The organism is Dictyobacter vulcani, from assembly GCF_008974265.1.
GTDB lineage: Bacteria > Chloroflexota > Ktedonobacteria > Ktedonobacterales > Ktedonobacteraceae > Dictyobacter > Dictyobacter vulcani.
In genome coordinates, this window is record NZ_BKZW01000001.1 from 3,424,032 (window position 1) to 3,449,621 (window position 25,590).

The following is a 25,590-nucleotide window of genomic DNA, read 5'->3' on the forward strand; positions in this document are numbered from 1 at the left end:
TACTATTGCCAATACATCTACTCGGCTGGTTTTTGCGTTGGCGTCTCTTCTATTTTAGGACCGATCCAGATCGTCTGGACGTTGACAAACTCCTGGATGCCAAAGTGTGAGAGCTCGCGGCCATAGCCACTATGTTTCACGCCCCCAAAGGGCAGGCCGGGAGCGGATGCGGTCATACCATTGATAAAGACACCACCGGCCTCGATATCTCTGGCTAACTCCTGGGCTCGCTCCAGATCGCGTGTCCAGAGATTACTGCTCAGTCCATAGATGGAAGAGTTGGCAAGCTCAATCGCCCGGGCAGCATCGCGCACCCGGATCACGGCCGCCACCGGTCCAAAGGTTTCCTCTTTAAAAACCGTCATATCGGGCTGTACATCCACCAGGATGGTGGGCTCATAGAAATAGCCATTGCCAGCAACATTCTTGCCGCCTATGGCCAGTTTAGCGCCCTGCGCGAGGGAGTCCTGCACCTGCTTGTCCAGGGTTTCACGTAGATCTTTGCGTGCCAGCGGACCCACTTTCGTCTCACGGTCCATTGGATCCCCAATGCGCAACTGGGACGTATATTTCACAAACTTTTCCGTGAACTCATCGGCCACGGCCTCCTCGACGAAGAAGCGCTTGGCGGCGATACAGCTCTGGCCAGTATTCTGGTAGCGGGCCTGCACAGCGGTTTTAGCGGCAGCATCCAGATCAGCATCGGCCAGCACGATATAGGCATCCGAGCCACCGAGTTCCAGCACGTGTTTTTTGAGCACGCTACCACTGGTGGCCGCCACTTTGGTTCCGGCCGCCTCACTGCCCGTCAAGGTCACGGCGGCGATGCGTGGATCCTTAATCAAGGCCTCGGTCTCGGCACCAGGCACCAGTACGGTGCGGAACACACCGTGGGGAAAGCCACAGGCCTGAAACATCTGCTCGATCTCCAGCGCGACCCGCGAGACATTGGAGGCATGTTTCAGTACGGCCGTATTGCCAGCCATCAGACCAGGGGCCGCGAAACGCATAACCTGCCAGTATGGAAAGTTCCAGGGCATTAATGCCAGCACCACGCCCAGTGGTTGAAAGGAGGCATAGCTTTTACTGGCATTGCTCAGCATGTCCTGGGGTGCCAGAAACTTCTCGGCATTATCCGCATAATAGTCACAGTTGAGGGCACATTTCTCTACCTCAGCCTCAGCCTCAACGATTGGCTTGCCCATCTCAAGACTTGCCGTGCGTGCCAGCCGTGCTTTGTGCTCACGCATATAGTTTGCCAGGGCGTGAAACAGCTTGCCTCGTTCAGCAAAACTGGTTTTGCGCCAGCTTTTAAAGGCGGTCGAGGCATCTGTTAATGCCTCCTCAATCTGCTCCTGGCTATAAGCCTCAAAGGTCTCAAGAACTTCTTCGGTGGCGGGATTAATGGATTGAATACTCATATGATGTTTTTCCCTTATTTTTGTTCGCACTAACCGCCTCTCCTGTTACTACGACAGGAGAGGGAACGGTGGAGGCTAGAGAGACGATAGAAATTTATGTAAGTGTTCTAACAGTGGTAAGCGCCTGACAGATAAAGTTGGTGGCATTTTCAAACGAGAAGAGGCCCGTATTGATCAGCAGGTGATAGAAATTAGGTTGATGGCCATCGACACCATAATAGCGCCGCAGATAGCTATCCTGTTCATCATCACGCTGCTCCATCAGCTCACGGGCCGCATTGCGGTCCAGATGATAGTGACTCATCACATAATCAATGCGCTTATCCAGAGGCGCAAAAATATGGATATGGAGCGTACGTGGATTATTATGCAGTAAGAACTGCGAGCCACGGCCAACAATGATCGCATCGCCCTGAGAGGCAATCTCTAAAATGACCCGTTGCGTTAAATTGAAGTAGGCCAGTTCCTGAGATTGATGCTGGGTATTGCTGTGTTCATACATATAGTGCACGGTAAAGGGATTACTGGAGCGCAGCGCATCCAGGATATTATTCGAGAGGCCAATGGTCTGCTCATCCTGGCGTGCCGCAATCTCCTCATCAACCCCCAGGCGCTTTGCCACTTCTGCAATAATCTTATTATCTACATAATTGAGTCCCGCCGCATCCGCGACCATGCGAGCGATATCCGAGCCACCGCTGCCAAACTGGCGTGAAATGGTCACCACCACAGAGCCCTCGGGCGGAATTCCAGTGGGCATAGGATCGACAGCCATTGCCGTCTCCGGAAGCACCCGTGTTTCTGCTGCCTTTGTCTTTCCCTGGAGTTTTTTTGCTGCTCCATGCAGTGTATCTTCCATCAGTATGATCCTTTACTACAGAAACAGTTCCTGGTGTTTCTTGTAACCTACAACGTATGATGTCCGACTGAAAAAATTCGGATAGCGAGCCGCAGTTTTTTGTGATCTCTGGTCTCTTATGTTCTTAGGCATGGTTCAAATCAATGTGACACTTTGAACACTCACGCAACCTGGGCGGGATACCCTAAAACAGTTAACCAATTCATTGCGGGTATGCTTGCATCAGTTCGTTGTAATGGCGAGAGACCTTCATGCAATCCTCGTGGCGCAATGCGATGGTTGTGCCACACCGCTAGCAGGGCGAGCATCCCTGCTGAAAGCGTGCGATGAACCGCTAGATGTGGGCGGACAATGCTGTGCCAGTTTTCTACTGCACTACTTGCTCGTACTGCGGTCTCCCAGGCATGAAACAAGGGCTCCGCCACCGCTCGCCAGGCTGGTTCAATACTTTGGAGCAATTCCTGGGTGCTCGGACCAAGAATCTTGCGGCGCTGCCATGCCCATGCTAACAGCGATATCGCGTGTGGACCCAGTTGCTCACATGCTTGATGTTGTCTCTCATCCAGACTTCGGGCGAAGAGCAACAGTGATGGCAAGGCCAAGCTCAAATGTCTGGTGAGCAAACGCAGGTGCGTCTGCATCTTTTCTGGCGCCTGAACTGCCAGCTCTTCCAGCAAACACACAATCGTTTCTATTTCGGCCATCCGATCCTGGCTGGTGAGGATCCCCATGTGTGCGTTAGCACTGAGCACGACGATCTCCAGGAGACGCTTGAGTTCTTGTGAGAGATAGCTCACCCCTTCGGCAATGCTGCGGACCTGTGCAATGTAGCGCACGTGTCCATCCACATCGGCGCTTGGTCTGCGTCCAATCACTTTTTTGCCGTCCGCCACACGCTGCGCTTGGCGTTGGATGATCGTCAAGCGATCTTCTGCTTTTTTGACACAGTGCTCCAGTCGTCCTTGAACTTGAGCAGCCAGATGCAAGATATGCCAGACATCACGCTGGTGGCTCGGCAAGCTTTGGACCTGCTTCAAGGCCTCATGGATGGCCATGCCGCCATCACTGACGGTACATGACGCGTGAATGCCTTGCTCCTGCAATTGCCACCAGAGCAAGATCCAGCTTTCTCCATCCACTTTGACGGGTGGGATACTGGCCCACACATGACCACTGTGGACATCAATCACATTGAGATAGGCTTTGCCTCGCTGACTACTGTACTGTTCATCTAAGGCCAGCGCACGTGGCATGTCCGCTCGTTGCTGGCTCATCCACCTCTGAGCGCGTTGACCCGCTTCTTTGACCAGACTGGCGATGGTTCCCAAACTGATCTGGATGCCATGCACGTCTTTGAGCATGGACTGGATCCCTCGATAGCTCGCGTGCGTTTCCAGCAACAGAGTTAGCACCAGGCTGGAAATCGACTGAGATGGCTTCTGGGGCTGGCTCATCTTGCCAAACGCTGCTTCCAAGGCGTCCCGTCCAATATGCGCCCACCGATACAAGGTCTGACGAGAGACGTGATGGGTGCGGCTCAACTCGCTCACCAGGCCGTGAGTAGGCTCAGTCATCATCTGACTCACCATATTGACGCGTGCCTCAACCGTGCTACAATGGATCATGTATCCTCCCTGAAAGTGGTGCTTTTTTGATAATATTCACCGTATCTCTCAGGGATTCTTTATGTCAACTTTCTCGCCAATTGTCACAGTGCTTCACGCTCATCTTGAACCATGCCTTACGTTCTTATGGTATGATCTGGTTGTGCAAGAAACAGGTCGCAGCCGCTACTACATGCCAATAAGATCTGCTTTGGTGATGGTGTTGCGCACACTTCTGACGATGGCGGCGTCGACCATTTTTCCTTCAAAGGCAATGGCTCCCTGACCCTGCTTGAGGGCTGTGGTATAGGCGGCGTCCAGTCGGCGGGCGTGATCGACGTCTTCCGGGGAAGGCGAAAAGACCTGGTTGGCGATCTGGAGCTGATCTGGATGAATGGCCCACTTACCGACAAAGCCAAGGGTTCTGGCGCGGATGCATTCGCTTTGATAGCCGGCACCATCCTTGAAGTTGGCGTAGGCTCCGTCGATGGCATCAATGCCTGCGGCTCGCGCTGCGATGGCGATCTTGTTGCGCACATAGTGCCAGATATCGCCAGGATAGTCGGCATGCGAGCCTTCGATGCCTTTACTATCAACGCCCTGGGAGGCACTATAGTCGCCTGGACCAAAGATCAGCGCCTCGACACGGGTGCTGGCGCGTGCGATCTCCTCGACATTCAGCATGGCCTCTACCTCCTCGATTAGCACTTCGATCCCGATGCGGCGCGTTAACTGCTTGTGCTTCTCAATCTGTGTCAGTAAGGTATCGACCCACCAGACATCGCGGGCCGCCTTTACTTTCGGGATAATCAGGATATCCAGATATTCGCCTGCTTCTTCCACGATCGAGATAATATCCTGATAAGCAAACTCGGTCTCAAGATCATTGACCCTGACTGCACGTGTCTTCTTGCCCCAATCCAGGGTACGCAGACTTTTAATCACTTTGGCGCGGGCCGCCACTTTCTCATTTGGCGCGACCGCATCTTCCATGTCTAGCAGCACCAGATCCGCAGTACTGGCCACGGCCTTTTCCATCATGCGTTCATTGCTGCCCGGGGTCGAAAGCTCAGATCGTCTGAGGCGCATTACAATGTTCTCCTTTGATCATTTTTTCAGCGTTGCATGCTTCATTATATCAGAGGAAAAGGAGTGAGCAGCAAGAGCGGTGTGGGGGAGTGGAGGAGCATGCGTGAGGATAGAAGTTGTCGGACTGGCAACTTCTATCCTGGCCTAACCTATAACCTGGACATAAAGCTCGCAGATCACATCGGTGGCTTCTGCGTCACTAATATGCTGCGTAAGTTGTTCATGATATGTATCGACGCGCCGCATACGCGCATCAATAAAGGCATGTCGAGCCTGCCCACTCGCTAATCCTGTCAAGCCACGTTTCATGGCTTCATATTCCGTGGCGATCCTCGCACGGAGTAGGGCGACTTCACTCTGGCACATAACTGGCTCCTGATAGATAGAAAAAAAGCTACTGGTGATAGTTTAAGGACTGTATAAGAGAGCTAGATAAAAATTCTTATGTCTATCTATATTAACGGGATGCCAGAGGATTTTAACGGGCGATAGCTGCAAATTATGTCAGCGTGTCCTGAATGGGTGTGAAGCTGGTGCCGCGTACAAATGGACGATAGCCAGCGCTGTGTGCCAGTTTGAGGGAGGCACTATTTTCCGCCAGGGCGCTATAAAATGGCAGCAAGCCATCCTGCTCGACAGCGTTGGCCCAGAGGAGGGTGACGGCCAGCGCAAAGCCACGGCGCCGGGCCTGTGCATGTGTCTCAACGCCCAGTTCACACGCATGCGCGGTACGGCGGGAACTATGGGCCACACTCAAGAGCCTATTTTCCTCGATCACCCCGAATACAGGCGCAACCTGTTCCTGGAGAAAATAATCACTACTACCAGTTTCAAAATCCTCCATCAGTGAATAATCATCCCGGTTCAGTCGGTGAGCCATACTGCGGGCTGTCTGCAGATCCATCATGGTTGGGGCGGTGCGGGTCAGCGCAACTTCTGACCGTGTTTGATATCCAGCAGGTGTTTCTGTTTTTTGCTCCAGGCTCTGGAGCAGTCTGGAGCGGGCTGGCATTGATAGATCGGAACGCCAGATGTATAGCTGCTCGGTTTCCAATTCTCCGATATACAACTGCCAGGGAGGTTGGGAGCCTGTGCCTGTTATTTCAGTATGGGTGGAGGTCAACTCTGGTAGCGAGATACCCCAGACCGCCTCCAGATGGAGTTGTAACAGCTCGCGTGAGCTTTTCGTGGGCATGGGCAGTGTTTCCCTTTCGAATGTACCCGTAGCGGCAGCCATGAAGGCTAATACGTTTCACTTAAGCCCAGGGACGGTTTGATCCTTAGAGGAGATGAACGAAAGTAGGTTCGACCCTTTGGGTCGATTGGTTCCCTGCATACTATCCTTGCTTGACCATGAGCAAGCTATGACATGTTAGGCAATGCATTCGTGTGGGGGGAGACAATCGACCCAAAGGGTCGAACCTACCTGTTCGCTTTTCTTGATCCTTTGAAGTCACTGGGCCTCTGATCGGCTCAGATGCTTTCGTCAATCTCGTCCAGAAAAAGGCCTTAAGTGAAACGTATTAGCCATGAAGGCTGCCGGTACGACAGGTTGCAGCCATGAAGGCCAATACTTTTCGGTTAGCGCTACGTTGAGAGATGGTTCGACGTGACCAGCAAGCCAGGTGTACGTGGAGAGGGCGCCACACGCGGAGGCCGCACTGCTGCGTTTGCGCAGGCCAGCGTGCAAGAACGACGCGCAGTGCTGTGGCGCCTACAGGGATCGTGTGTGCCGTGGCCGTGGCCTGCTCGCACCGCAACGTGGTGGGTGAGCGCGTGGATCCTCCCCGTACCTTCTCGAAGAGGATCACGAAACAGGATCCGTCGCGGTGTAGGCGCCACAGGCATGCGCTGCTCGTTGAGCCCCTCGCTCCACGATCACGCCGCATGCCGGCCTCCGCGTGTGGCGCCCTCTCCACGTATGATTCGCTGCTTTTCTCCACAACGTCTTTCGCCGCCACAAAACTCGTTAAACGAAAAATATTAGCCATGAAGGCTGCCGGTACGACAGGTTGCAGCCATGAAGGCTGCCGGTACGACAGGTTGCAGCCATGAAGGCTGCCGTTACGGGCGCAGGTGTTCTTTCAGGAAGCTTACGGCGCGGGGCCAGGCGTCGGCTGCGGCTTGTTCGTTGCCCATGCCGTGGGTCGGATTGATGAAGGCGTGGCCGGCATCGTAAACTCTGACGGTGTAGGCTTTGTTGGCTGCTTTGTAGAGCTTGTCGATTTTTTGGATTTGTTCTAATGACACGCTGTCATCCTGTTTGCCATAGAAGGCCAGCACGGGTGCGTTGACTTTCGCAACTTCTTCCGGCGTGGGATCATAGCCTGCGCCATAGAAGGGGACTACGGCTCCGAGATCAGCATAGCGTGAGGCTACAGTGTAGGCCAGGAAGCCACCAAAACAGAAGCCCATCAGGCCCAGCTTTTTGGGTTGGACGTTTGGAAGTTGTTTCAGTGTGTCGAGCGCACCGATGATTTCTTTTGCTGCCCGGTCTACATTTTTCCGGACCAGCATCATCATGCGCTGGGCATCATCTGGCTCGGTGGCTACTTTGCCATGATAGAGGTCTGGAACCGCGACCACAAAACCATCGGTGGCCAGTTTCTGGGCCAGATCTAAGACATGGGGCTCAATTCCCCACCATTCCTGAATCAGCACGATACCAGGATGCTGCTGCTCATCATCAGGCTGCGCGAGAAAAGCATATGCGCCATCGCCATTGACTGGTAGCTCTACTTTTGAGGTACGTACGACTGCCATATATGACTCCTTTATCTTCAATTAAATACTCTTGCAGGTTGTCCTACACCATTATAGTCACGAGAAGATAGCACTAAACGATGCATAGACGCTGATGATTCTTAAAATGGGGCATATTCACTTAGCCATGCCAGCGGCGCGCAAATTGTTGCGTCAATGTCAGATACTGATTGCCATAGGTGACACTCGGCTCGATCATGGCTCCTTCAAACCACTCATTGAAGCTGGTAATTGTAATCCATTCGGGCTGGCTGGCTATGGCGGCATTCCAACTGGTGGCTCGGATCGACCTGCTGGCGAATGGCGGCCCATTGCGCTAACGTGCGCCCATTGCCCAGCGGACTCCAGAAGAAGAGTACGGGTTTGCCTTGCCAGTGGAAGAAAAGAGCGCTTCCCTCATACGGTGGCGGGCATTTTTTTAGAGCGGCCGGCCAGGTGGCGACGTGGAAACAAGTGGTGGCGTGGCTTGACCAGCCAGATGCTCAGAATGAGAAAAAGCAGTGCCATGCCAACACTGATCAGGAGATAGGAGTCCCAGTATGAGAGATGCCAGCTTCCTATGGTGAAAGGGGCTGTATTATTACTGTTCATGGCATAGCTTGTGGCAATGCCAGGGTTCAGGTAGAAAAGATAAGGCATGAGTACATTATTGTTGGGCGAGGTGTTGTTGATGGCCATTAGTGGGCTCCAGATATACAGGAGCTTGATCTTATTGGGATACATCTGGATCAGGCGATAGCCACTGCCTGAATTCATGAGGATGGCTGAGAGTAAGACAGGAAAAAAGACCCAGAGCAAGCTGAACATGTATGTGATGGCGGTTGAGATGGCTGGTCGTGAGATGATGATCGAACAAAAATGCCCAGTGTTGCGAGCCAGAGCGCACTGACGAGAAAGATGAGCACGACACTGGCGACCTGGGTGGGACCGACGCCGCCAAAGAAAAAGACCAGGCTGAATAATGGGATTGAGGCTGCGATTAAGAGTAAGGCGTTAAGCAGGCCCGCCCCTAATTTGCCCATGATCAGCGAAAAAGCCGAGAGCCGCGAACATATGAGCATCTCATAGGTCTGGCGTTCCTTTTCTCCATTGATGGCTGTCGCCGTTAATGATGGGGTAATAAAGATGATCAAAAGTAGCTGGACCTGCGCCAGGAGCGAGTAGAGCGTGGAACCAACCTCGCTGAGTCGATTATTGCTATAGGGACCAGACGAGTTGGTATCTACCGTACTCAGAAAAAGCCAGCCCAGCAGGCCCATCAGAAATACATAGCTAATAATGACCCAGATTGTTCGTTCGCGACGTAAACGTAAGCGCATCTCCTTGGTCAGGAGTGAGAGAAATGTCATGAGAGGCACCTCTTTTCCAGGCTATAGTGTCCTGCGACGACTTACGGCACTCCATGTTGATACTTCTATCATTCGGTCGGTAGCTTGCATACTTCTACGTAGAGAGGAGATCATGAATCTATTTATAGCACATATGTGCGCACTTGTCTGTAATGGAAGAGGAGCGTTGGGAGGTTTTGGGAGTAATGCGGGCTATAGACTAATATAGCCCGCATTATATTTTGTTTTTTTGCTGTTGCGATTGGAAACGAGCTAGGCGCGTTCCAACAACTCGTCGTATTTGGTATCGTAAGGCACCAGACGGCCCTCTGGCATCAGGAGCATGACAGTTGGTTTGAGCAGGCGCACAAACTCGACATCGTGGGTTACAGTCATGATCGTGCCACGATAGTTACCAAGTGCTTCACCAATAATCTCTTTCGAGATCATATCCAGGTGGGAGGTCGGCTCGTCGAGGACCAGAGCATTTGGACCTTCCAGGACCATCTTGGCCAGGGCCAGGCGGGTCTTTTCACCACCACTGAGGGTGCCGATTTTCTGGAAGACGCGATCACCACTGAACATGAAGCGTCCTAAGACGCCACGGACACGCTTGGCGTCAGTGGGCAGGACATCATTGGCCTCATTGAGCACGGTATTGTCATAGTCCAGTCCCTCGCTCTCCTGAGCATAATAGCCGACCTGGACGCGATCACCAAGGGTGACGGTACCAGAGTTGAGAGGAACCAGGCTCAATACCGTACGCAAGAGTGTGGTTTTACCAACACCGTTGAGTCCAACGATAACCAGGCGCTCACCGCGATTAACCTCGAAGCTGATATCGCTAAAAATCTCTTTCGTGCCATAGCTTTTATACAGATTTCTGGCCTCAACAACCTGGTGACCGCTCTGCTCACGCACCGGAAAATCAATCTTCATGCGGCGACTGGCCTGAGCGACCTGTGGCGCGCTCTCCTGTATGCTCTCGATACGCTTATCCATGGCGATACGCTGTTTTACACGCGTAGCACCAAAGCCACGCAGGCGATCCGAGGTCTTGCGCAAACGAGCAACCTCACGTTCCTGCTGCTTCTTGGTACGCTCGATCAGCGCCTGAGCATCACCGATAGCATTCAGGTAGTTCGTATAGGTGCCCTTGTATTCCTCAAGCTTATGAGTAAACTCATTGAGGCGCAAGACCTTATTGATACTGCGATCCAGCAGATCCAGATCGTGCGAGATGATCAGCAGAGCGCCCTTATAGCTCTCCAGGAACTCCATCAACCAGAAAGTCGCCTCAACGTCCAGGAAGTTGGTAGGCTCGTCGAGGAGGAGTAATTCGGGTGACTGGAAGAGCAAGCGTACCAGGGCCAGTTTGGTTTTTTGGCCACCGCTGAGCGTACTCACTTCACGATCCAGTGTCACGCCACCGATATTCAAGCCACTGATCAACTGCTCGCTACGTGCATCCGCATCATAGTATCCCAGACGTTCAAGCTCATTTTGCGCATCCTCAAACTCGGCCAGAGCCGCCTCAAGATCATCAATCTCAGGATCAGCGATCTTCAGAGAAAGTGCCTCATAGGCCACAATAGCCTCATCGAGTCCAGTGCCGCTGAAAATGAAATCCCGCACCGTACCGCCCTCTTTCACTGGCGTCTCATGGGCCACATCCTGGGAAAGATAGCCATAGGTGCTGGGGCGCATAATATTGCCGCGCTCAGCCTCCTGATAGCCACCAATAATCTTCAAGAGCGTACTTTTACCGGCTCCATTAATACCGATCAGCCCGGCTTTTTCGCCCGGAGCCACGGTCAGTGAAACATCATCCAGAATGGTTCGAGCGCCATAAGATAGTTTAATATGATTAACCTGTAGCATAGTGTCGTTTTAATCTCCCTGTGTGCTTTTTTTCAATAATTGCTGTTGTGAATAAATTGTCTTATCGGATTCATAAAGTGTTGTATGGGCAAGTGCAGCATTGCACGATCGCATACGAGTACTCTCGTACCTTAATGCAAACGGGAAGCACACAGTGCCGCAGGCAATCAGCAACGAGAGGATCGATGCTTGGCGACACACACGCAATCATAAGGTAGGCGATGATGTGATGACCCGTTCAGGAAGGAAAAGAGGCGAAGAGGATGCAAAGGGCATACTTATAAGCACTCACACGCATCTTTGTGTGAGCAAGCATCATAAGCGCCAATTCCTGCCGCAAAAGCCCAGGCGTGGTCGCTCAGGCGGCGTTGTAGACTGCAAGTGGTAATACCCTTTTCATATAACCTTAATTCCATGAATTTATACGTGTCCGTGAGAAATGGTACCATCCTGTACAAAAGATGTCAAGTGCGTATAGGGATAGTTGCAGCAGCATATCGGGTAATTAGAAATAGATGTTTTGTCTACGCGCTCCGTTTTGTGCTCAGTTCAGTTATGGACACATTACAGTGGTAGATTCAATCGTGATAACCATAAGTCATGCCTGGAACGAACATGCTCTTCCCGATTATCCCCTGATGTGTCTATGTTTCTTATGTTCTTATGCTTATGTTTAGCTTTACATCCCTTCCTCTAAGATCCATGTCACGTAAGATCCATGTCACGTAAGATCCATGTCACGTAAGATTCATGTCACGACACACGGTAACACCGCTGGTTTCGACCCGTAGAATCACGAAGAGTAGACAGCGAGATACGCAAATTCACGTATCATAAATAAGTAGATGCTTATGTATTATGCGTACTGCCTGTTTATAATCATTTTAGAGCAGCATACTATCACCAGGACCTTACATATATCCATAGTTATTGTGCTTGGAAATACTTTTTCACGAAAAATTAGTAGTTGATCATTAATTAATGTGACGCTACTTTTTAAGTGTGAAAAACAGGTTCGAGATATGTTGCTTAATATATATAGTATGAAAGAAGGATTATGTTATGTATCAGACAAAAGGAGCTAGAAAAATTCTAGCACAGGCTGGCTTTGTCATTCGAGCTCTGGTAGTGTGTCTGCTCCTCGTGGGAGGGGTGGTAGCTTTCCTGAATTATACCCAGGGAGGCATCTTAACTGCAAAAGCTGCGAGTGACCATGCTCATGTGACGAACCCGATTTCAAGTACACCCTCAAGCCTTGCAGTGACTGTAGTGCCGTCTACGTCCGATGAGAAACCAACGGGACAAGATAGTGGATATCACTATAGTGACACTAACACTGCAGACACCCAGGGTGACACTGCGAGTGCAGACAATAACCATGGTAATACTATGGATACAGGCACTACTACAGGCACTACTACAGGCACTACTGGTAACGCTGACAATGCAGATAACACTCATGATAACGCTGACAATGCTGGCAATTCAGATAACGTTGACAACGCTGACAACGGACATGATGACAACAGTTTTGCCAATAGCGACAATAAAGACAATGACCATGAGCATGAAAATCAGACAGAAAACCATCGTATAAATAATAACAACAATAATAATAACGACAATGAAAGCATCAACATCCATCATGAGGAAAAACAGCAGCATCATGAGCAGCATGTTCTTCCTAAAATGCCTTTAACTGGTAGCGATCCACGATCATAGGAATGGAATAAGAGAGGATGCGTGAAGCAACGTCGTAACAGGTTTCCTCTCTTTTGCTTCCAAAGAGAGAAGCCCTCTGCCGCGTGTATAGTGGCAGAGGGCTTTTTTTGTTGAGTTCTGGTTTTGAGTATCCCAGGGCTTTACGGAACAGCGACCCAGACATAGGTGAGACCATCACCACCTGAAGCTATGTGTTTACTATCAGGTGACCAGGCGATACTATTCCCGTTGCTTCCGTGATGATAGGTCGTAACCACGCGGCCGCTGACTGTATCCATAATCTTGATATCAGAGGGCGCATCGCCAGGGCTAAAGGCAAGATATTTGCCATCAGGAGACCATCGCGGGTTCGTTACATCCAGGTAGGTCTTTATTTTTGTGGCACTGGCAACATTCCAGATATACGTTGAGACATTTGAGGCCGTCGAATTACGGCCAACGTCGGTTGTCGCAAGTTGTTTGCTATCGGGCGACCAGCTTATGCTCATGGTTTCAAGCGATACCTGCGTACCCGGGAGTGTGTGGATAATCTGGCCACTGGTTGCATCGAGGATAGAGACAATGCCTGTCGTTAGATCACCGGCCGCAAGATATTTGCCATCAGGTGACCAGGATAACACTAATGGGGTAGTCAGCGCCAGACGCGTGTCCTGCCGTTGTCCCGTCGCAACATTATAGGAGACAAGGATATCAGTAAATGGCATGGAGCCTTTTGCGTTTGCTGGCGACATGATGATGATTTTAAGAACGTTGCCATCAGGAGACCAGCTGAGCTCTGGCGGGATATGTGCCAGATAGACTTTGCCTCCCTCTGTTGCTTGTGAGAAAGGATAGGTAAGAGATTTGAGTTGTTTGCCAGTATGGGCATCCAGCACCACGATGTGATCTACCTGCCAGACCGCCACCATCTTATTATCCGGTGAGAGTTGAGAAGATAACCACGTTGTTAAACCCTGAGTATGAACAGGGTATTGGATGACATGCTTACCGGTGAAGGCATCCCAACTGTAGAGTTGAGAACCGGTTGAGAAAACACGCTTACCATCATGTGTCCATTCTATTCCAGTAACAATGTCATCTTGCGGATAGCTATAGATCGTTGTGCCTGGTCTGGTGGCAGCCGCGCCTGTGCTAGTATCTCCTGGTGCGTGATGGGCAAGCTGATTTTGAGCACCGGTGACAATAAAGAAAACCGCGCTACCAATAACGGCGAAGATGATAACAGCAACTGCCAGCATGCTTAACGTTCTTTTGACCAGGGTAAATCTGGACAAGGGATGAGCTTGTTGTATTGATCGTAGTTCCATGAAAATGACTCCTCTATCATCTGGGGTATAGGTGCGCCGCCGGGTGGGTGCTTGAGCTTTAGCGGCCGTGATACGAGTCAGGGCGTTCTGTAGTGAGCGCTGATCTTGCTGCATCTGAACCTTAACATCCTCGGTCGCGAGCACCTGCCGTAAATCATGTAGAAAGCGCCGGTCGATATTCGTTGTATCAGGATTAGAGGTAGAGAGCTGATCCACCAGCTGCTCGACATCATCACTATTGAATGGTTGTTTGGGATCAGCCATTATCTCTTCCTTCCTTTTGTCCATAGGCTAAGCGCAGCACATTCAGGGTGCGAGCAAACTGCGTGCGAATAGCGCCTTCAGTTTTGCCTAATTGTTTCGCAATCTCGCTACAGCGTAGTCCGTGCACCAGGCGTAGTCGCAACACTCGTTGTTGTGCCGCGGGCAACTTATCAACGAGTGCATACAAATTCAGATAATCTTCGCTGCGCTCCATCAAGCGCTCCGGCGAAAGCTCTTCATCGTAGTAGATTTGCTCATAAAGATCATCGACATTCAAAGTGGTCCACGCGTAGATTTTTGTCGGTATACATCAACAAGTTTATTGCGAGCAACGCGCCAGAGCCATTTAGCCTGTTGTGGCTCAGACAGATCCTGAAACGATGGTTTTTCCAGGCACGCCATGAATATATCCACCAGCACATCCTCAGCATCCTCTTGCGAGCGCAAATGCAGGCGCAGATAGGTAAACAGGCGCGGCGCATAGAGCTGATAGAGTGCAGTGAACTGTTCTTCGGCCGCGGTAGCCTTTTTTATCTGTAACGGTTGATACATGTGTACATCCTGATAAAAGCAGAATAAATTTTCGCATGCGAGTAATTCCGTAGATACATGTCGTAGCCGATGGCAAAACGTTACAGTCGCTATGGACCATCTGGTTAGATTGTATTACGCCGAGGTTTAAGAGGGGGAGGATGGCTATTTAAGCCAGCGTGGCATCTCGTCGTGATCGATGCCGAAATGATGAGCGATTTCGTGGAGTACAGTAGCCCGGACCTGCCTGCGGATACGATTGGGTTTTCCCTGACAATAGGCCTCGATCGGTTTTTGAAAGATAGTAATATGTTCGGGTAAGCTATGCAGGTGTCCTATGGAGGTGAGTGGATTACCCTGGTAGAGGCCAAGCAGGCTATGGCCATCGGTGATATTCATGCGTTCACGTAGCTCCGCATCTGGTTCGTCCTCGACAAAGATGGCCAGGTTCGCCATATAGGGCTCAAATTCAGCGGGAATGTCGTTGAGTGCTTCCTGTACGAGTTGCTCAAAATAATCGGTGGAGAGTGGTGCAGTGGGGGAATCATCAGGATCGTCAACTATTTCTGTGGGATTAGAACTTTCAGTCTCGACCGCTTCATCCGGGAAGGATGGCTCTGTTCTACGCGGTGTCGTCACCAGAGCGCGAGCAGGCTGGCAGCGAGCAGACCAAGCATGATCAATAGTTTGTTCGTATCGTTAATAGGTAGCGTGATGATCAGGAAGGTCAGGATACAGAAAGCCAGAAACACACACAGGCCGCGAAACAGGCAAGATCTGGCGACAGATTGATATGAGCGATGCTCTGTCGGCTCATCTGCTAACTCTATGCTGGCATCTGTTGCATGTGAATGTTGATGTTCACTATAATTTTCCTTTAATATACCCTTCTCAGGCTCTTAAGTTCTTAAGTCTCTGGTTCAAGTGAAATTATCTGTGAAGTCAGGATACATGAAAGCAGAAACACACACAGGCCCTGAGCATCAAGCAATGATACATTCTCATTGCCACGATATTGATGGTTTTTCTCTTTCAAGTGAAATTATTGTGCAGATCATATGTTCAATGACATCAAATGATCAAGAAAAATGAAAATGTAGGTTCGACCTTGAGATCGATTGGCTCTCTTCATGTTCATCTCGCCCATAATTGATGGTTCCTCTATGTGCACCTCATCCCACCACGATTGCCTTCGGAGCGAGATTGATGTAAGGGAAGAAATCGACCTCAAGGGTCGAACCTACTTTTCTTACCAATGCCGTCCTTTACGTAGAGAGAAATCATATGTAATTTACGGGAATGACTGGTTATGGTTGTAATATACCTGAAGTGGGAAAATGTTGGGGTGGTGGTTTTGTCTATATGGGGGGCTTTTCTGTTGTGGGGAATGTCAGGATTTGTTGGTTCCTGTGGAATCGAGGGGGGAGGCATTGACTTTGAGAAATGGGCATGTTATATATTTCTATAGGGAAACGAACAATCACATAATGATAAAAGCTTTGACAGGATAAGTAACGATCTAGCGTTGCGAACAGAGAGTAGATAGCTAGTGAGAAGTCTACACGTGTACCGGTCGTGAATAAGAACCTGCAGCTGCGAGAAGAAATCGCGTGAGCGAGAGTAGAACTCTGCCGGTGACCACCGTGAATGGGTCTGAGTATGTATGAAGATACATACTTGCTGAGGTTGCTATCGTGAGGTGGCAATGAATGCAGGTGGCAACACGAGAGTTTAGGTGCTCTTCGTCCTGAGTAGTAGGATGAAGGGCTTTTTTATTTGTCCTTTATCCAGAGTACATAGACAATAGAACAGCAGTTAAAGCGGTGTGGGGAAAAGTAACGGTCTAATGGCGCATCCAGAGAGCGAACTGGTGCTGGAAATGTTCGTATGGCCATCCCGTGAATAAGACCCTGAAGCTACAAGGAAGAAATCGCGTTCGCGCGAGAGTAGAACTTTGTCGACTCGCCCTCGTTACCGGGTGGTTACAGAAATGCTTATTTCTGTACACTGAGGCCTATGCTATGAGGTATAGGCGAATGAGGGTGGTACCACGAGAGTTGATGCTCTTCGTCCTTACACGGAGGATGAAGGGCTTTTTTTGTCGAAAAATTTTAGCGGCATCTACAGTAATAATAGAGATTAGAGGAGTTGAGAAGATGACAGCACAATGTCCAGAATGTGAAGCAGCGATCGATGTTCAGGGTTTGATGGTGGGTGAGATTACCTTCTGTCCTGATTGTAATGCTGAACTGGAAGTTATTAACGTAGAGCAGCCTGAAGTAGCCCTGGCCCCAGAGGTCGAGGAAGATTGGGGGGAGTAACCCTATGCGCCTGGCTATCCTGACATCACGCGTTCGCGTGGAAGAGAAATTGTTGGTGGAAGCGTTGCGACAGCGTGCGATCGATTTTGACGTCATTGATGATGGCGATCTGCTATTCGATCTGGCGCAGCCGCAGGAGCGCTGGCAAGCGTATGATGCCGTGCTCTGTCGCAGCGTCAGTCAGTCCCGTGGCCTGGCTGTTCTGCATGTGTTGGAACACTGGGGGATCCCGGTGTTTAATTCGGCGGCGGTGACCGCTGTATGTAACGATAAATTGTTGACGTCGCTGGCCCTGGTGCGGGCTGGCTTGCCGGTGCCGCGCACGCTGCTGGCCTTTGATGAGGAGCGTACGCTGGAAGGTATTGAGGCGGTAGGTTATCCCGCTGTGCTCAAGCCGATCAGCGGTTCCTGGGGACGCTTGCTGGCCCGGATCAATGATCGCGATGCCGCCGAGGCGGTGATTGAGCATCAAGAGACGCTGGGCTCATATCAACATCATATCCATTATATTCAGCAGCACGTGGAGAAGCCCAACCGTGATATCCGCGCTTTTGTGCTGGGTGAGCGCACGATCTGCGCTATCTATCGTACGAGCGCCCACTGGGTCACCAACACTGCTCGTGGAGCTGTCACCGAGAATTGCCCTGTGACGCCTGAACTGGATAGCCTGTGTGTGCGGGCGGCCCGTGCCGTAGGTGGTGGCATCCTGGCCGTGGATATCTTTGAAGATCCTGAACGCGGCCTGCTGGTCAATGAGATCAATGCCACAATGGAGTTCCGTAACAGTATTGCTCCAACGGGTGTGAATATTCCGCACGAGATGATCGAGTATATCTTCAGTCAGGTGCGTGAGGGGGTGACGCAATGAGTCGAATACGCGTGAGTATCCTGGGTGGATCAGGTTATACCGGTGGCGAGTTGATGCGATTGCTCCTGTTTCATCCGATGGTCGAGATCAGCCAGATCGCATCGGGGAGTCAGGCCGGACACTTTGTGCATAGCGCCCACCCCAATCTGCGCAAGATCTGCACGCTGCGTTTCTGTCATCCCGACGACCTGACGACCTGTGATATTCTCTTTTTGTGTCTGCCGCATGGCGTCTCCTCGGGTGAGATCGCCCGCTATCGTGCGCTGGCACCACGTGTGATCGATCTTTCTGGCGACTTCCGTTTGCGCTCCCCCGAGCTCTATCGGCGCTGGTATGGGCATGAGCATCTGGCTCCGGAACTGCTACCCGAGGCAGTCTATGGATTGCCCGAGCTGCATCGTGGCGAGTTAGCCGAGGCCGCACTGGTCAGTGGTACCGGTTGCATGGCGACCACCTCGATCCTGGGACTGGCTCCACTGTATCGAGCGGGCATCGTCAATCAGGCGTTGCCACTGGTGGTGGAGGCCAAAGTTGGCTCTTCGGCCGCCGGTGCGAAAGCCGGACCATCCAGCCACCATCCTGATCGCAGTGGTGCGGTGCGCTCCTTTGAGCCGACCGGCCATCGCCATACGGCCGAGCTGATCCAGGAACTAGGACAATTGGATGGTGGGGCTGAACTGAAGCAGATCGTGGCCTTCTCGGCCACTGCCGTGGAACTGGTGCGTGGCATTCTGGTGACGGCCCATGTCTTTCTGCATGAGCAGCTTGAAGAAAAGGCCATCTGGCGCATCTTCCGCGAAGCCTATCAGCGCGAGGCATTTATACGCCTGGTGAAAGAGCGCAACGGTGTCTATCGCTATCCCGAGCCCAAGATTCTGGCTGGTAGCAACTATTGTGATGTTGGTTTTGAGGTCGATCTGGAGCAGCGGCGCGTGGTTGTGATGGCGGCCCTCGATAATCTGATGAAGGGTGCCGCCGGTAATGGGGTCCAGGCCTTGAATTGTATGTTGGGGTGGGACGAGACATTAGGATTAACCTTTCCGGGTTTGCATCCCGCGTAGGTTCGGGCCTTGAGCCCGATTGGCCTTGAGCCCGATTGGCCTTGAGTCCGATTGGACTTGATTTTTTGAAAGGATGTGTGTGATGACGCTGGTAATTAAGATTGGTGGGGGCGCCGGGGTGGCGACGACAGCGATTATAGCGGAGATCGCGGAGCTGGTGGCGGCCGGTGAACGGGTAGTGCTTTTACATGGAGGCTCGGATCTGACGAATACATTGTCTGAGCGGTTGGGGCATCCGCAGCGGATGATTACGTCGCCGAGCGGCATGACGAGTCGCTATACCAATCACGAGACGCTGGAGATTTTTTCGATGGCGGTGGCGGGCCAGATTAATACGGATCTGGTGGCGCAGCTCCAGGGACGTGGGTGAATGCGTTTGGGCTGGCTGGTGTGGATGGTCGGCTGCTGGTGGCGCGGCGTAAGGCGCTGGTGCGTTCTGTGACCCCGGAAGGCCGGACCCAGATCCTGCGTGATGACTATACCGGTCAGATTGAACAGGTGAATAGTGTGTTGTTGGAGCAACTGCTGGATGCTGGCTATATACCGGTGATTGCTCCTCTGGCCTTGAGTCATCAGGGGGAGAGACTGAATGTGGATGGTGATCGGGCTGCGGCTGCGGTGGCTGCGGCCCTGCACGCCGAGGCATTGATCATTATGACCAATGTGCCGGGATTGCTGAGCGATCCACAGGATAGCGCGACGTTGATCCCTTCGATCGCTGCTGAGCAGCTAGAGAGCTATATGGATTATGCGAAGGGACGCATGCGTAAGAAGTTGTTGGGCGCTCAGGAGGCGTTGAAGGGGGGTGTGGCACGCGTCTGTATCGGGAGCACGTCGCTGCGAGCTGTACTTGCTGGTGCGGGTACGACTATTGCTACTACCACTATGAATGGACAGGCACAGACAGATTCTATAGAAGAAAACAGGCAGGCACCCCTTCGTGAGATGGTGTCACTGCGTAAATAATCACAAGAGAAAGAGGAGGGAGGTCCCAGATGGGCACTAATTTAGTGGAAATAGAAAATCAATATACGAGCGGTGTGTATGGGAAGCGGCCGGTTGAGATCGTGCGTGGGCAAGGTGCCTTATTGTGGGATGCCGAGGGGCGGCGCTATATCGACTGTATGGCTGGCCATGGTGTGGCCAATATCGGCCATGGTCGGACAGAGATCGCGGCCGCCCTGGCTGCCCAGGCTCAGCGCCTGACCACCTGTCCTGAAGTGGTCTATAACGATGTCCGGGCGCGTCTACTGGAGCGACTGGCACAGGTGACGCCCGAGGGACTGAACAACTTTTTTCTCTGTAACAGTGGTACAGAAGCGGTGGAGGGCGCCTTTAAATTCGCCCGCCTGGTTACCGGCCGTACTGGTATCATCGCGACGCTGCGCGGTTTCCATGGTCGCAGTATGGGCGCGCTCTCAGCGACCTGGGAAAAGCATTATCGCGAGCCATTTGCGCCACTGATTCCTGATGTCTCACATATACGCTATAACGACCTGAACGCTGCCGCTAACGCCATTACTGAGGACACGGCGGCCGTAATCATCGAGCTGGTCCAGGCCGAAGGAGGCGTCCATGTCGCTCAGGAAGAGTATGTCCAGGGATTAGCGGCCCTCTGTCGCGAGCGTGGGGCACTGCTGATCATCGATGAGATCCAGACCGGCTTTGGGCGTACCGGTACGCTCTTTGCCTGTGAACAGTATGGGGTTCAGCCGGCTATCCTCTGTCTGGCTAAATCTCTGGCTGGTGGGGTGCCGATGGGTGCGGTCTGTCTGGGGACGCGCGTGATGGAGAGTGGGCACATCAGTAAAGGGTCTCATGGCAGCACCTTTGGCGGTAATCCACTGGCCTGTGCGGCCGCTCTGGCGACGCTGGAGATCCTTGAACACGAGGAGTTAGCCAACAGGGCAGCCGCGCTAGGAGCGCATGCTCAGCAACGTCTGAGATCCATGCAATCGCCTCTGGTTCGTGAGGTACGTGGACGCGGTCTTTTGATTGGTATTGAGCTCACCAAACGTGTCCAGCCCTATCTGGAGGCCCTCTGCGAGCGTGGAGTGCTGGCCCTGCCCGCCGGCGCAAATGTCCTGCGCCTGTTGCCGCCTCTGGTGATCGATCAGACACAACTCGACGAAGCGCTGGATATCGTTCAGGAGGTCCTGAGAGGCTCGTCACGGCCCGTGCAACCGCCGACTGGTACAAATAGCTTACTGGACGCTCCAATGCCTGATGTCGGGCTTCTAGTGAGTATTTTGAATATAGCCAGTCTTTCGCGTCAGGAAAGCACGTTAGCACACTTTCTGGTAGAGCAGGCGCAACAGATGGGACTGTATGCATATGTGGATGAGGTCGGGAATTTTGTCGCCAGTACGCATCCAGAACCAACCGATCAGCCGGCGGTGGTTCTACTGGGGCATATGGACACGGTGCCGGGGAATATCCCGGTACGGATCGAGGGTGATCTGCTCTATGGTCGGGGCGCGGTAGATGCCAAGGGTCCGCTGGCCGCCTTTATCTGTGCCACCGCCCGGGTGGCGAAACAGATAAAAGCAGCTAATGTCCAGCCGATCGTGGTCGTTGGAGCGGTCGAGGAGGAGGCTGCGACCTCACGTGGGGCGCGTGGCATCGTCGGGCGCTATCAGCCGTCCGCCTGCATCATTGGCGAACCGAGTAGTAGTCGGGCCGTAACCATCGGCTATAAAGGTCGCCTGCTTATTGATGGCTGTGTCACACAACAATCCAGCCATAGCGCTGGCCCGGCTCGGAGTAGTAATGAGGTCGCCGTGGCCTACTGGGAACGTGTACGCCGCCATGCTGAAGAGTGGAACCAGCAGCACGCCGGAAGCTCGGCCTTCGCGGCCCTGCAACCCTCGCTGCGCAGTATCCAGAGCACCCATGATGGTCTGGAGGAGCGGACCAGTTTTACGATTGGCTACCGCCTGCCACCAGCTTTTGAACTGAGCGCCCTGCGCGAGCAACTCCAGCGCTGGGCCTATGAAGATGATCTACACATCCAGTTTTCCGGTGAAGAAGTGGCCTACCAGACCACGCGCACGATTCCGCTGGCACGCGCCTTTATCGCCGCCATCCGCTCTACTGGTGTTCAGCCTGCGTTTAAGCACAAAACCGGTACCTCAGATATGAATGTCGTCGGACCCCATTGGGGGCAGAATATCGTGGCCTATGGACCTGGAGACTCAAGCCTTGATCATACACCCAATGAACATATTAGCCTCACGGAATACACCCATGCGATTGATGTACTTGAACATGTCCTGCATACGCTTGCAGCGCAAAGGGAAACCGCCTTATGAGATCACTCGCTATTCTGGATAGCACCCTGCGCGAGGGGGAGCAATTCATCAAGACCTTTTTTACCCTGGAGCAGCGTGTACAGATCGCACGCTGGCTGGATCGTCTTGGCGTAACGTTTATCGAGCTTCCCTCGCCGATTGCGTCGCCTGAGACCCGCGACTCGATCCAGGCTATCTGTGCGCTGGGTCTGCAATCACACATTGTCACCCATGTGCGTTGTGTGGAGGCAGACGTGCTGGCCGCACTGGAAACCAATGTCTATGGCCTGAATCTGTTCTTTGGCACCTCCACGGAACTGCGCTCAAATAGCCATGGACGCCGTATCGAGCAGATCGTCCAGCAGGCGGTCCCACTGATCCAGTTGATCCGCACGACCGGTCGCTACGTGCGCTTCTCAGCTGAAGACGCCTTTCGCAGCGATCTGGTTGACCTGCTGACCATCTTCGACGCCGTGGTCGAGGCCGGAGTACAGCGGATTGGCCTGCCCGATACTGTTGGCATAGCTACCCCACGTCAGGTTGAGCAGTTGGTCAGCCTGGTAGCCAGTCGTTATCCCGGCGTTGGTATCGAATTTCACGGACACAATGATACCGGCTGCGCCATCGCCAACGCCATTGCCGCCTTTGAGGCCGGGGCCGACTGTCTGGATGTCACGGTGATGGGCATCGGTGAGCGCAATGGGATCGCATCGCTGAGTGGCATTATCTCGCAACTCTACATCCACTATCCAGCTCTGCTGGCACGCTACGATCTGACACAACTGATGGAGTTAGAGCAATACGTGGCCGAGTGCCTGAATATCAATATTCCCTATAACATGCCGATCACGGCTCCCAGCGCCTTTACCCATCGCGCCGGTGTGCACACCAAAGCCGTCCTGCATAATCCAAACGCCTATGAAATCCTCAATCCTACCGATTTTGGACTCGCGCGCCACGTCGATATCGGTTCCCGTTTCACGGGCCGCTATGCCGTGGGACATCGCGCCGTCTTTCTGGGATTACAACTAACCTCCGACGAGGTTGTGCACCTGACACAAGCCCTCAAAGAGCGGGCCGAACACGGCTCACTCAGCGATGAAGAGGTCAATACATTTATTCTTGCCTGGTATGAACAGAAAGGAAGCCTGATATGGGAACGCTAGCCGAAGAGATTTTTAGTTATCGCCTGGGACGCCCTGTAGTGGCCGGAGATACGGTGGTGGTGGATGTAGACCACGTGATGAGCCATGATACGACGACGCCACTGGCCATCAAAGCTTTCCGCAAGCTGACGCAACAGAACAATGGGCGCGTCTTTGATCAGAAGCGCGCGCATATTGTCTTTGATCATATCATTCCAGCCGCGACGATCCAGGCCGCCACGCTACACCGCGAGGTACGCGACTTCGCCAGAGAACAGGAGATCCCCATTCTCCAGGAGGGCATCTGCCATCAGGTAATGCCGGAGAAAGGCTTTGTCCTGCCTGGGAGCATCATTGTTGGGGCCGATAGCCACTCCTGCACCTATGGCGCCTTCGGAGCCTTCGGGACAGGTATGGGCTCGACAGATATCGGCGTTGCCTATGCCACCGGACGCAGCTGGTTCCGCGTCCCTGAGACGATCAATGTGCATATCACCGGCGAATTGCCCCCTGGTGTCTTTGCCAAAGACATCTCACTGGAGATCGTGCGCCGCCTGGGTGTGGATGGGGCCAACTATCGTGCCCTGGAATACACTGGTGAGGTCATCGAAAACTTCTCCATGAGTGAGCGCATGACCTTCTCCAATATGGCCATCGAGATGGGCGGTAAAGCCGGCCTGATCGCGGCCGACGCGACAACTCAGGCATGGCTACGTGGTCGCACGGATAAAGACTATCCTTTGCTGCGCGCCCATAATCCGCACTATGAACAGATCATTGAGATTGATGTCAGCCACATGAAACCCCTGGTTGCCTGTCCGCCGGACGTCAATATCGTCCATCCCGCCGAAGAGGTCGAGGACATCAAGATCGACCAGGTCTTCCTCGGCACCTGCACCAACGGTCGCCTGGACGATCTTGAGATTGCCGCCAATATCTTACGTGGTCGTACCATCAGTCCTGATCTGCGCATGGTCGTAATTCCCGCATCCCGTGAAATCTACCTGGAAGCCATGCGGCGCGGCTACCTGGAGATCTTCGCCGCAGCTGGAGCCTCCGTAGGCACACCAGGCTGTGGGCCCTGCATTGGCCGTCACTTCGGCGTTTTGGCACCCGGCGAGCGCGCCATGACCACCATGAACCGTAATTTTACCGGCCGCATGGGCGATCCCACCGCCGAAATCTACCTTGGCAGTCCAGCGACCGTGGCCGCCACCGCCCTCACTGGCCATATCACCGATCCACGTAGCGTATTATTCACCGAAAACCTGGTCTAAAGCCACCAAACACACGAAAGGAAACACAAACCCATGGGACGCATCTGGAAAGTCGGCGACAACATCAACACCGACCTGATCATACCGGGACGCTACAACGTCACCACCGACCACGCCCAGCTCGCCAAATACTGCCTGTACGAAGCCTATCCCGAATTCTCCCAGGGCGTCCAGCCCGGAGATATCCTGATGGGAGGACACAACTTTGGCTGTGGCTCATCGCGCGAGCACGCCCCGACCGCTATCCTGGCCAACCATGTCAAAGTCGTCATCGCCCGCAGTTTCGCCCGTATCTTCTACCGCAACGCCGTCAACATCGGCCTGCCCGTCCTCGTCTGCGAAGAAGCCGTCCTCAACAGCGAAGACGGCCATCAGCTAGAAGTAGATCTCACCAGTGGCCAGATCAGCAATATCACCACCGGAAAAAAATTTCAGTCCGAGCCGCTTGATCCTTTTGTTGCCCGCATCGTAGCCGCCGGTGGTATAATCAACTATATTGAAGCCAATAACGGCCAACTCATTTACTAGCAAACCCCCTTCCCCGAGAGAGGCTAGAGCATTCCCCCCCTGGATGCCCTGGCCTCTCTCCCCTTTTTCCTTCTCTGTGCCTCTTCCCGTCCGAATAAGCTTCCCTCACAGCCCTGACCAGTTTCATCTCCCTCGCCCTACCTGATGGGTCGCTCTTTGTACCCAACCTGTCATGGCAACTTAAGAATAAGAACTTAAGAAGCCTACGACATATGATTTTGACATATTCACAACTCATGGCAACTTAAGAATAAGAACTTAAGAAGCCTACGACATACGATTTTGACATATTCACAACTCATGGCAACTTAAGAATAAGAACTTAAGAAGC

Annotated in this window: 27 protein-coding genes; 11 read left to right on the forward strand and 16 right to left on the reverse strand. The window is 52.7% G+C overall.

All coding sequences use genetic code 11. The features are described 5' to 3' along the window. Positions 1–17: 17 nt before the first annotated feature. From KDW_RS14445 to KDW_RS35890, 9 genes are all read right to left on the reverse strand, one after another. Complete coding sequence (locus KDW_RS14445; RefSeq protein ID WP_151756606.1) at positions 18–1,421, reverse strand: NAD-dependent succinate-semialdehyde dehydrogenase; 1,404 nt, start codon at positions 1,419–1,421, stop codon at positions 18–20. A 94-nt stretch (positions 1,422–1,515) separates the two neighbouring features. Then, positions 1,516–2,280, reverse strand: a complete 765-nt coding sequence (locus KDW_RS14450) for a cytidylate kinase-like family protein (protein ID WP_151756607.1) — start codon at positions 2,278–2,280, stop codon at positions 1,516–1,518. Between the two features lie 161 nt (positions 2,281–2,441). After that, a complete protein-coding gene (locus KDW_RS14455) occupies positions 2,442–3,905 on the reverse strand; it encodes a hypothetical protein (RefSeq protein WP_151754554.1) in 1,464 nt (487 codons plus the stop codon). 168 nt (positions 3,906–4,073) lie between these two features. After that, positions 4,074–4,973 (reverse strand): HpcH/HpaI aldolase/citrate lyase family protein, encoded by a 900-nt coding sequence (locus KDW_RS14460; protein ID WP_151756608.1) that lies wholly within the window; start codon positions 4,971–4,973, stop codon positions 4,074–4,076. A gap of 144 nt (positions 4,974–5,117) precedes the next feature. After that, positions 5,118–5,339 (reverse strand): hypothetical protein, encoded by a 222-nt coding sequence (locus KDW_RS14465; protein ID WP_151756609.1) that lies wholly within the window; start codon positions 5,337–5,339, stop codon positions 5,118–5,120. Between the two features lie 133 nt (positions 5,340–5,472). After that, entirely contained in the window at positions 5,473–6,168 is a 696-nt protein-coding gene (locus KDW_RS14470; RefSeq protein ID WP_162005234.1) for a GNAT family N-acetyltransferase, read from the reverse strand. Positions 6,169–6,496: 328 nt separating this feature from the next. Beyond that, complete coding sequence (locus tag KDW_RS14475; protein WP_162005235.1) at positions 6,497–6,784, reverse strand: hypothetical protein; 288 nt, start codon at positions 6,782–6,784, stop codon at positions 6,497–6,499. Between the two features lie 253 nt (positions 6,785–7,037). After that, positions 7,038–7,736 carry a dienelactone hydrolase family protein gene (locus tag KDW_RS14480; protein WP_151756612.1) on the reverse strand — a complete coding sequence of 233 codons (699 nt, stop codon included), beginning with the start codon at positions 7,734–7,736 and terminating at the stop codon, positions 7,038–7,040. A 121-nt stretch (positions 7,737–7,857) separates the two neighbouring features. Continuing rightward, the gene (locus tag KDW_RS35890; protein WP_371876255.1) at positions 7,858–7,968 is read right to left on the reverse strand and encodes a hypothetical protein; all 111 of its coding nucleotides are present in this window, start codon (positions 7,966–7,968) and stop codon (positions 7,858–7,860) included. On the opposite strand from KDW_RS35890, the gene KDW_RS33835 reads away from it, so the two are divergent. Continuing rightward, a complete protein-coding gene (locus tag KDW_RS33835; RefSeq protein ID WP_233097701.1) occupies positions 7,916–8,056 on the forward strand; it encodes a hypothetical protein in 141 nt (46 codons plus the stop codon). The two genes, KDW_RS35890 and KDW_RS33835, sit on opposite strands and share 53 nt — an antisense overlap. A 76-nt stretch (positions 8,057–8,132) precedes the next feature. On the opposite strand, the gene KDW_RS14490 is transcribed toward KDW_RS33835, so the two are convergent. The 3 genes from KDW_RS14490 to KDW_RS14500 form a co-directional block, all read right to left on the reverse strand. Further along, positions 8,133–8,492 (reverse strand): hypothetical protein, encoded by a 360-nt coding sequence (locus KDW_RS14490; RefSeq protein ID WP_151756613.1) that lies wholly within the window; start codon positions 8,490–8,492, stop codon positions 8,133–8,135. Further along, on the reverse strand, positions 8,489–9,085 hold the full coding sequence (locus tag KDW_RS14495; RefSeq protein ID WP_151756614.1) for an ABC transporter permease: 597 nt from the start codon (positions 9,083–9,085) through the stop codon (positions 8,489–8,491). Before KDW_RS14495 ends, KDW_RS14490 begins: the two co-directional genes overlap by 4 nt. A gap of 252 nt (positions 9,086–9,337) precedes the next feature. Continuing rightward, positions 9,338–10,945 (reverse strand): ABC-F family ATP-binding cassette domain-containing protein, encoded by a 1,608-nt coding sequence (locus KDW_RS14500; RefSeq protein WP_151756615.1) that lies wholly within the window; start codon positions 10,943–10,945, stop codon positions 9,338–9,340. Between the two features lie 1,062 nt (positions 10,946–12,007). On the opposite strand from KDW_RS14500, the gene KDW_RS14505 reads away from it, so the two are divergent. Continuing rightward, on the forward strand, positions 12,008–12,667 hold the full coding sequence (locus tag KDW_RS14505) for a hypothetical protein (protein WP_151756616.1): 660 nt from the start codon (positions 12,008–12,010) through the stop codon (positions 12,665–12,667). A gap of 140 nt (positions 12,668–12,807) precedes the next feature. Here KDW_RS14505 and KDW_RS14510 read toward each other — a convergent pair whose 3' ends face one another. The 4 genes from KDW_RS14510 to KDW_RS33840 all read right to left on the reverse strand — a co-directional run bounded on the left by KDW_RS14510 (position 12,808) and on the right by KDW_RS33840 (position 15,408). After that, complete coding sequence (locus KDW_RS14510; protein WP_162005236.1) at positions 12,808–14,238, reverse strand: WD40 repeat domain-containing protein; 1,431 nt, start codon at positions 14,236–14,238, stop codon at positions 12,808–12,810. Beyond that, positions 14,231–14,515: an RNA polymerase sigma factor gene (locus tag KDW_RS14515; protein ID WP_151756618.1), complete on the reverse strand. Its 285-nt coding sequence runs from the start codon at positions 14,513–14,515 to the stop codon at positions 14,231–14,233. Before KDW_RS14515 ends, KDW_RS14510 begins: the two co-directional genes overlap by 8 nt. Then, complete coding sequence (locus KDW_RS14520) at positions 14,512–14,790, reverse strand: RNA polymerase sigma factor (RefSeq protein WP_151756619.1); 279 nt, start codon at positions 14,788–14,790, stop codon at positions 14,512–14,514. The genes KDW_RS14515 and KDW_RS14520 overlap by 4 nt, the downstream gene beginning before the upstream one ends. A gap of 144 nt (positions 14,791–14,934) precedes the next feature. Next, entirely contained in the window at positions 14,935–15,408 is a 474-nt protein-coding gene (locus KDW_RS33840; RefSeq protein ID WP_233097702.1) for a metallopeptidase family protein, read from the reverse strand. A gap of 1,517 nt (positions 15,409–16,925) precedes the next feature. Here KDW_RS33840 and KDW_RS14530 point away from each other — a divergent pair. From KDW_RS14530 to KDW_RS14565, 9 genes are all read left to right on the forward strand, one after another. After that, positions 16,926–17,090: a lysine biosynthesis protein LysW gene (locus KDW_RS14530; protein ID WP_151756620.1), complete on the forward strand. Its 165-nt coding sequence runs from the start codon at positions 16,926–16,928 to the stop codon at positions 17,088–17,090. 4 nt (positions 17,091–17,094) lie between these two features. Continuing rightward, positions 17,095–17,958 carry a lysine biosynthesis protein LysX gene (lysX, locus tag KDW_RS14535; RefSeq protein ID WP_151756621.1) on the forward strand — a complete coding sequence of 288 codons (864 nt, stop codon included), beginning with the start codon at positions 17,095–17,097 and terminating at the stop codon, positions 17,956–17,958. Then, the gene (gene argC / locus KDW_RS14540; RefSeq protein ID WP_151756622.1) at positions 17,955–19,019 is read left to right on the forward strand and encodes an N-acetyl-gamma-glutamyl-phosphate reductase; all 1,065 of its coding nucleotides are present in this window, start codon (positions 17,955–17,957) and stop codon (positions 19,017–19,019) included. The genes lysX and argC overlap by 4 nt, the downstream gene beginning before the upstream one ends. 82 nt (positions 19,020–19,101) lie before the next feature. Further along, on the forward strand, positions 19,102–19,389 hold the full coding sequence (locus tag KDW_RS34935) for an amino acid kinase family protein (protein WP_198925266.1): 288 nt from the start codon (positions 19,102–19,104) through the stop codon (positions 19,387–19,389). Continuing rightward, positions 19,386–19,985, forward strand: coding sequence for an amino acid kinase family protein (locus KDW_RS14545; protein ID WP_198925267.1), 600 nt, complete (start codon positions 19,386–19,388; stop codon positions 19,983–19,985). The genes KDW_RS34935 and KDW_RS14545 overlap by 4 nt, the downstream gene beginning before the upstream one ends. Positions 19,986–20,014: 29 nt before the next feature. Then, entirely contained in the window at positions 20,015–22,330 is a 2,316-nt protein-coding gene (locus KDW_RS32805; protein WP_151756623.1) for a [LysW]-lysine hydrolase, read from the forward strand. After that, positions 22,327–23,475: a hydroxymethylglutaryl-CoA lyase-like TIM-barrel protein gene (locus KDW_RS14555; protein WP_151756624.1), complete on the forward strand. Its 1,149-nt coding sequence runs from the start codon at positions 22,327–22,329 to the stop codon at positions 23,473–23,475. Before KDW_RS32805 ends, KDW_RS14555 begins: the two co-directional genes overlap by 4 nt. Further along, complete coding sequence (locus tag KDW_RS14560) at positions 23,463–24,731, forward strand: 3-isopropylmalate dehydratase large subunit (RefSeq protein WP_151756625.1); 1,269 nt, start codon at positions 23,463–23,465, stop codon at positions 24,729–24,731. The genes KDW_RS14555 and KDW_RS14560 overlap by 13 nt, the downstream gene beginning before the upstream one ends. Positions 24,732–24,764: 33 nt before the next feature. Further along, on the forward strand, positions 24,765–25,259 hold the full coding sequence (locus KDW_RS14565) for a 3-isopropylmalate dehydratase small subunit (protein ID WP_151756626.1): 495 nt from the start codon (positions 24,765–24,767) through the stop codon (positions 25,257–25,259). Positions 25,260–25,590 lie beyond the last annotated feature (331 nt).

Coding starts and splice junctions, on each gene's coding strand:
- KDW_RS14565 (WP_151756626.1), top strand. CDS start 24,765: ATGGGACGCATCTGGAAAGTCGGCGACAACATCAACACCGACCTGATC.
- KDW_RS14480 (WP_151756612.1), bottom strand. CDS start 7,736: ATGGCAGTCGTACGTACCTCAAAAGTAGAGCTACCAGTCAATGGCGAT.
- KDW_RS14530 (WP_151756620.1), top strand. CDS start 16,926: ATGACAGCACAATGTCCAGAATGTGAAGCAGCGATCGATGTTCAGGGT.
- KDW_RS14555 (WP_151756624.1), top strand. CDS start 22,327: ATGAGATCACTCGCTATTCTGGATAGCACCCTGCGCGAGGGGGAGCAA.
- KDW_RS14520 (WP_151756619.1), bottom strand. CDS start 14,790: ATGTATCAACCGTTACAGATAAAAAAGGCTACCGCGGCCGAAGAACAG.
- KDW_RS32805 (WP_151756623.1), top strand. CDS start 20,015: ATGGGCACTAATTTAGTGGAAATAGAAAATCAATATACGAGCGGTGTG.
- KDW_RS14510 (WP_162005236.1), bottom strand. CDS start 14,238: ATGGCTGATCCCAAACAACCATTCAATAGTGATGATGTCGAGCAGCTG.
- KDW_RS14505 (WP_151756616.1), top strand. CDS start 12,008: ATGTATCAGACAAAAGGAGCTAGAAAAATTCTAGCACAGGCTGGCTTT.
- KDW_RS14445 (WP_151756606.1), bottom strand. CDS start 1,421: ATGAGTATTCAATCCATTAATCCCGCCACCGAAGAAGTTCTTGAGACC.
- lysX (WP_151756621.1), top strand. CDS start 17,095: ATGCGCCTGGCTATCCTGACATCACGCGTTCGCGTGGAAGAGAAATTG.
- KDW_RS14500 (WP_151756615.1), bottom strand. CDS start 10,945: ATGCTACAGGTTAATCATATTAAACTATCTTATGGCGCTCGAACCATT.
- KDW_RS14470 (WP_162005234.1), bottom strand. CDS start 6,168: ATGCCCACGAAAAGCTCACGCGAGCTGTTACAACTCCATCTGGAGGCG.
- KDW_RS14490 (WP_151756613.1), bottom strand. CDS start 8,492: ATGAATTCAGGCAGTGGCTATCGCCTGATCCAGATGTATCCCAATAAG.
- KDW_RS14560 (WP_151756625.1), top strand. CDS start 23,463: ATGGGAACGCTAGCCGAAGAGATTTTTAGTTATCGCCTGGGACGCCCT.
- KDW_RS14455 (WP_151754554.1), bottom strand. CDS start 3,905: ATGATCCATTGTAGCACGGTTGAGGCACGCGTCAATATGGTGAGTCAG.
- KDW_RS14465 (WP_151756609.1), bottom strand. CDS start 5,339: ATGTGCCAGAGTGAAGTCGCCCTACTCCGTGCGAGGATCGCCACGGAA.
- KDW_RS14460 (WP_151756608.1), bottom strand. CDS start 4,973: ATGCGCCTCAGACGATCTGAGCTTTCGACCCCGGGCAGCAATGAACGC.
- KDW_RS14495 (WP_151756614.1), bottom strand. CDS start 9,085: ATGACATTTCTCTCACTCCTGACCAAGGAGATGCGCTTACGTTTACGT.
- argC (WP_151756622.1), top strand. CDS start 17,955: ATGAGTCGAATACGCGTGAGTATCCTGGGTGGATCAGGTTATACCGGT.
- KDW_RS34935 (WP_198925266.1), top strand. CDS start 19,102: ATGACGCTGGTAATTAAGATTGGTGGGGGCGCCGGGGTGGCGACGACA.
- KDW_RS14450 (WP_151756607.1), bottom strand. CDS start 2,280: ATGGAAGATACACTGCATGGAGCAGCAAAAAAACTCCAGGGAAAGACA.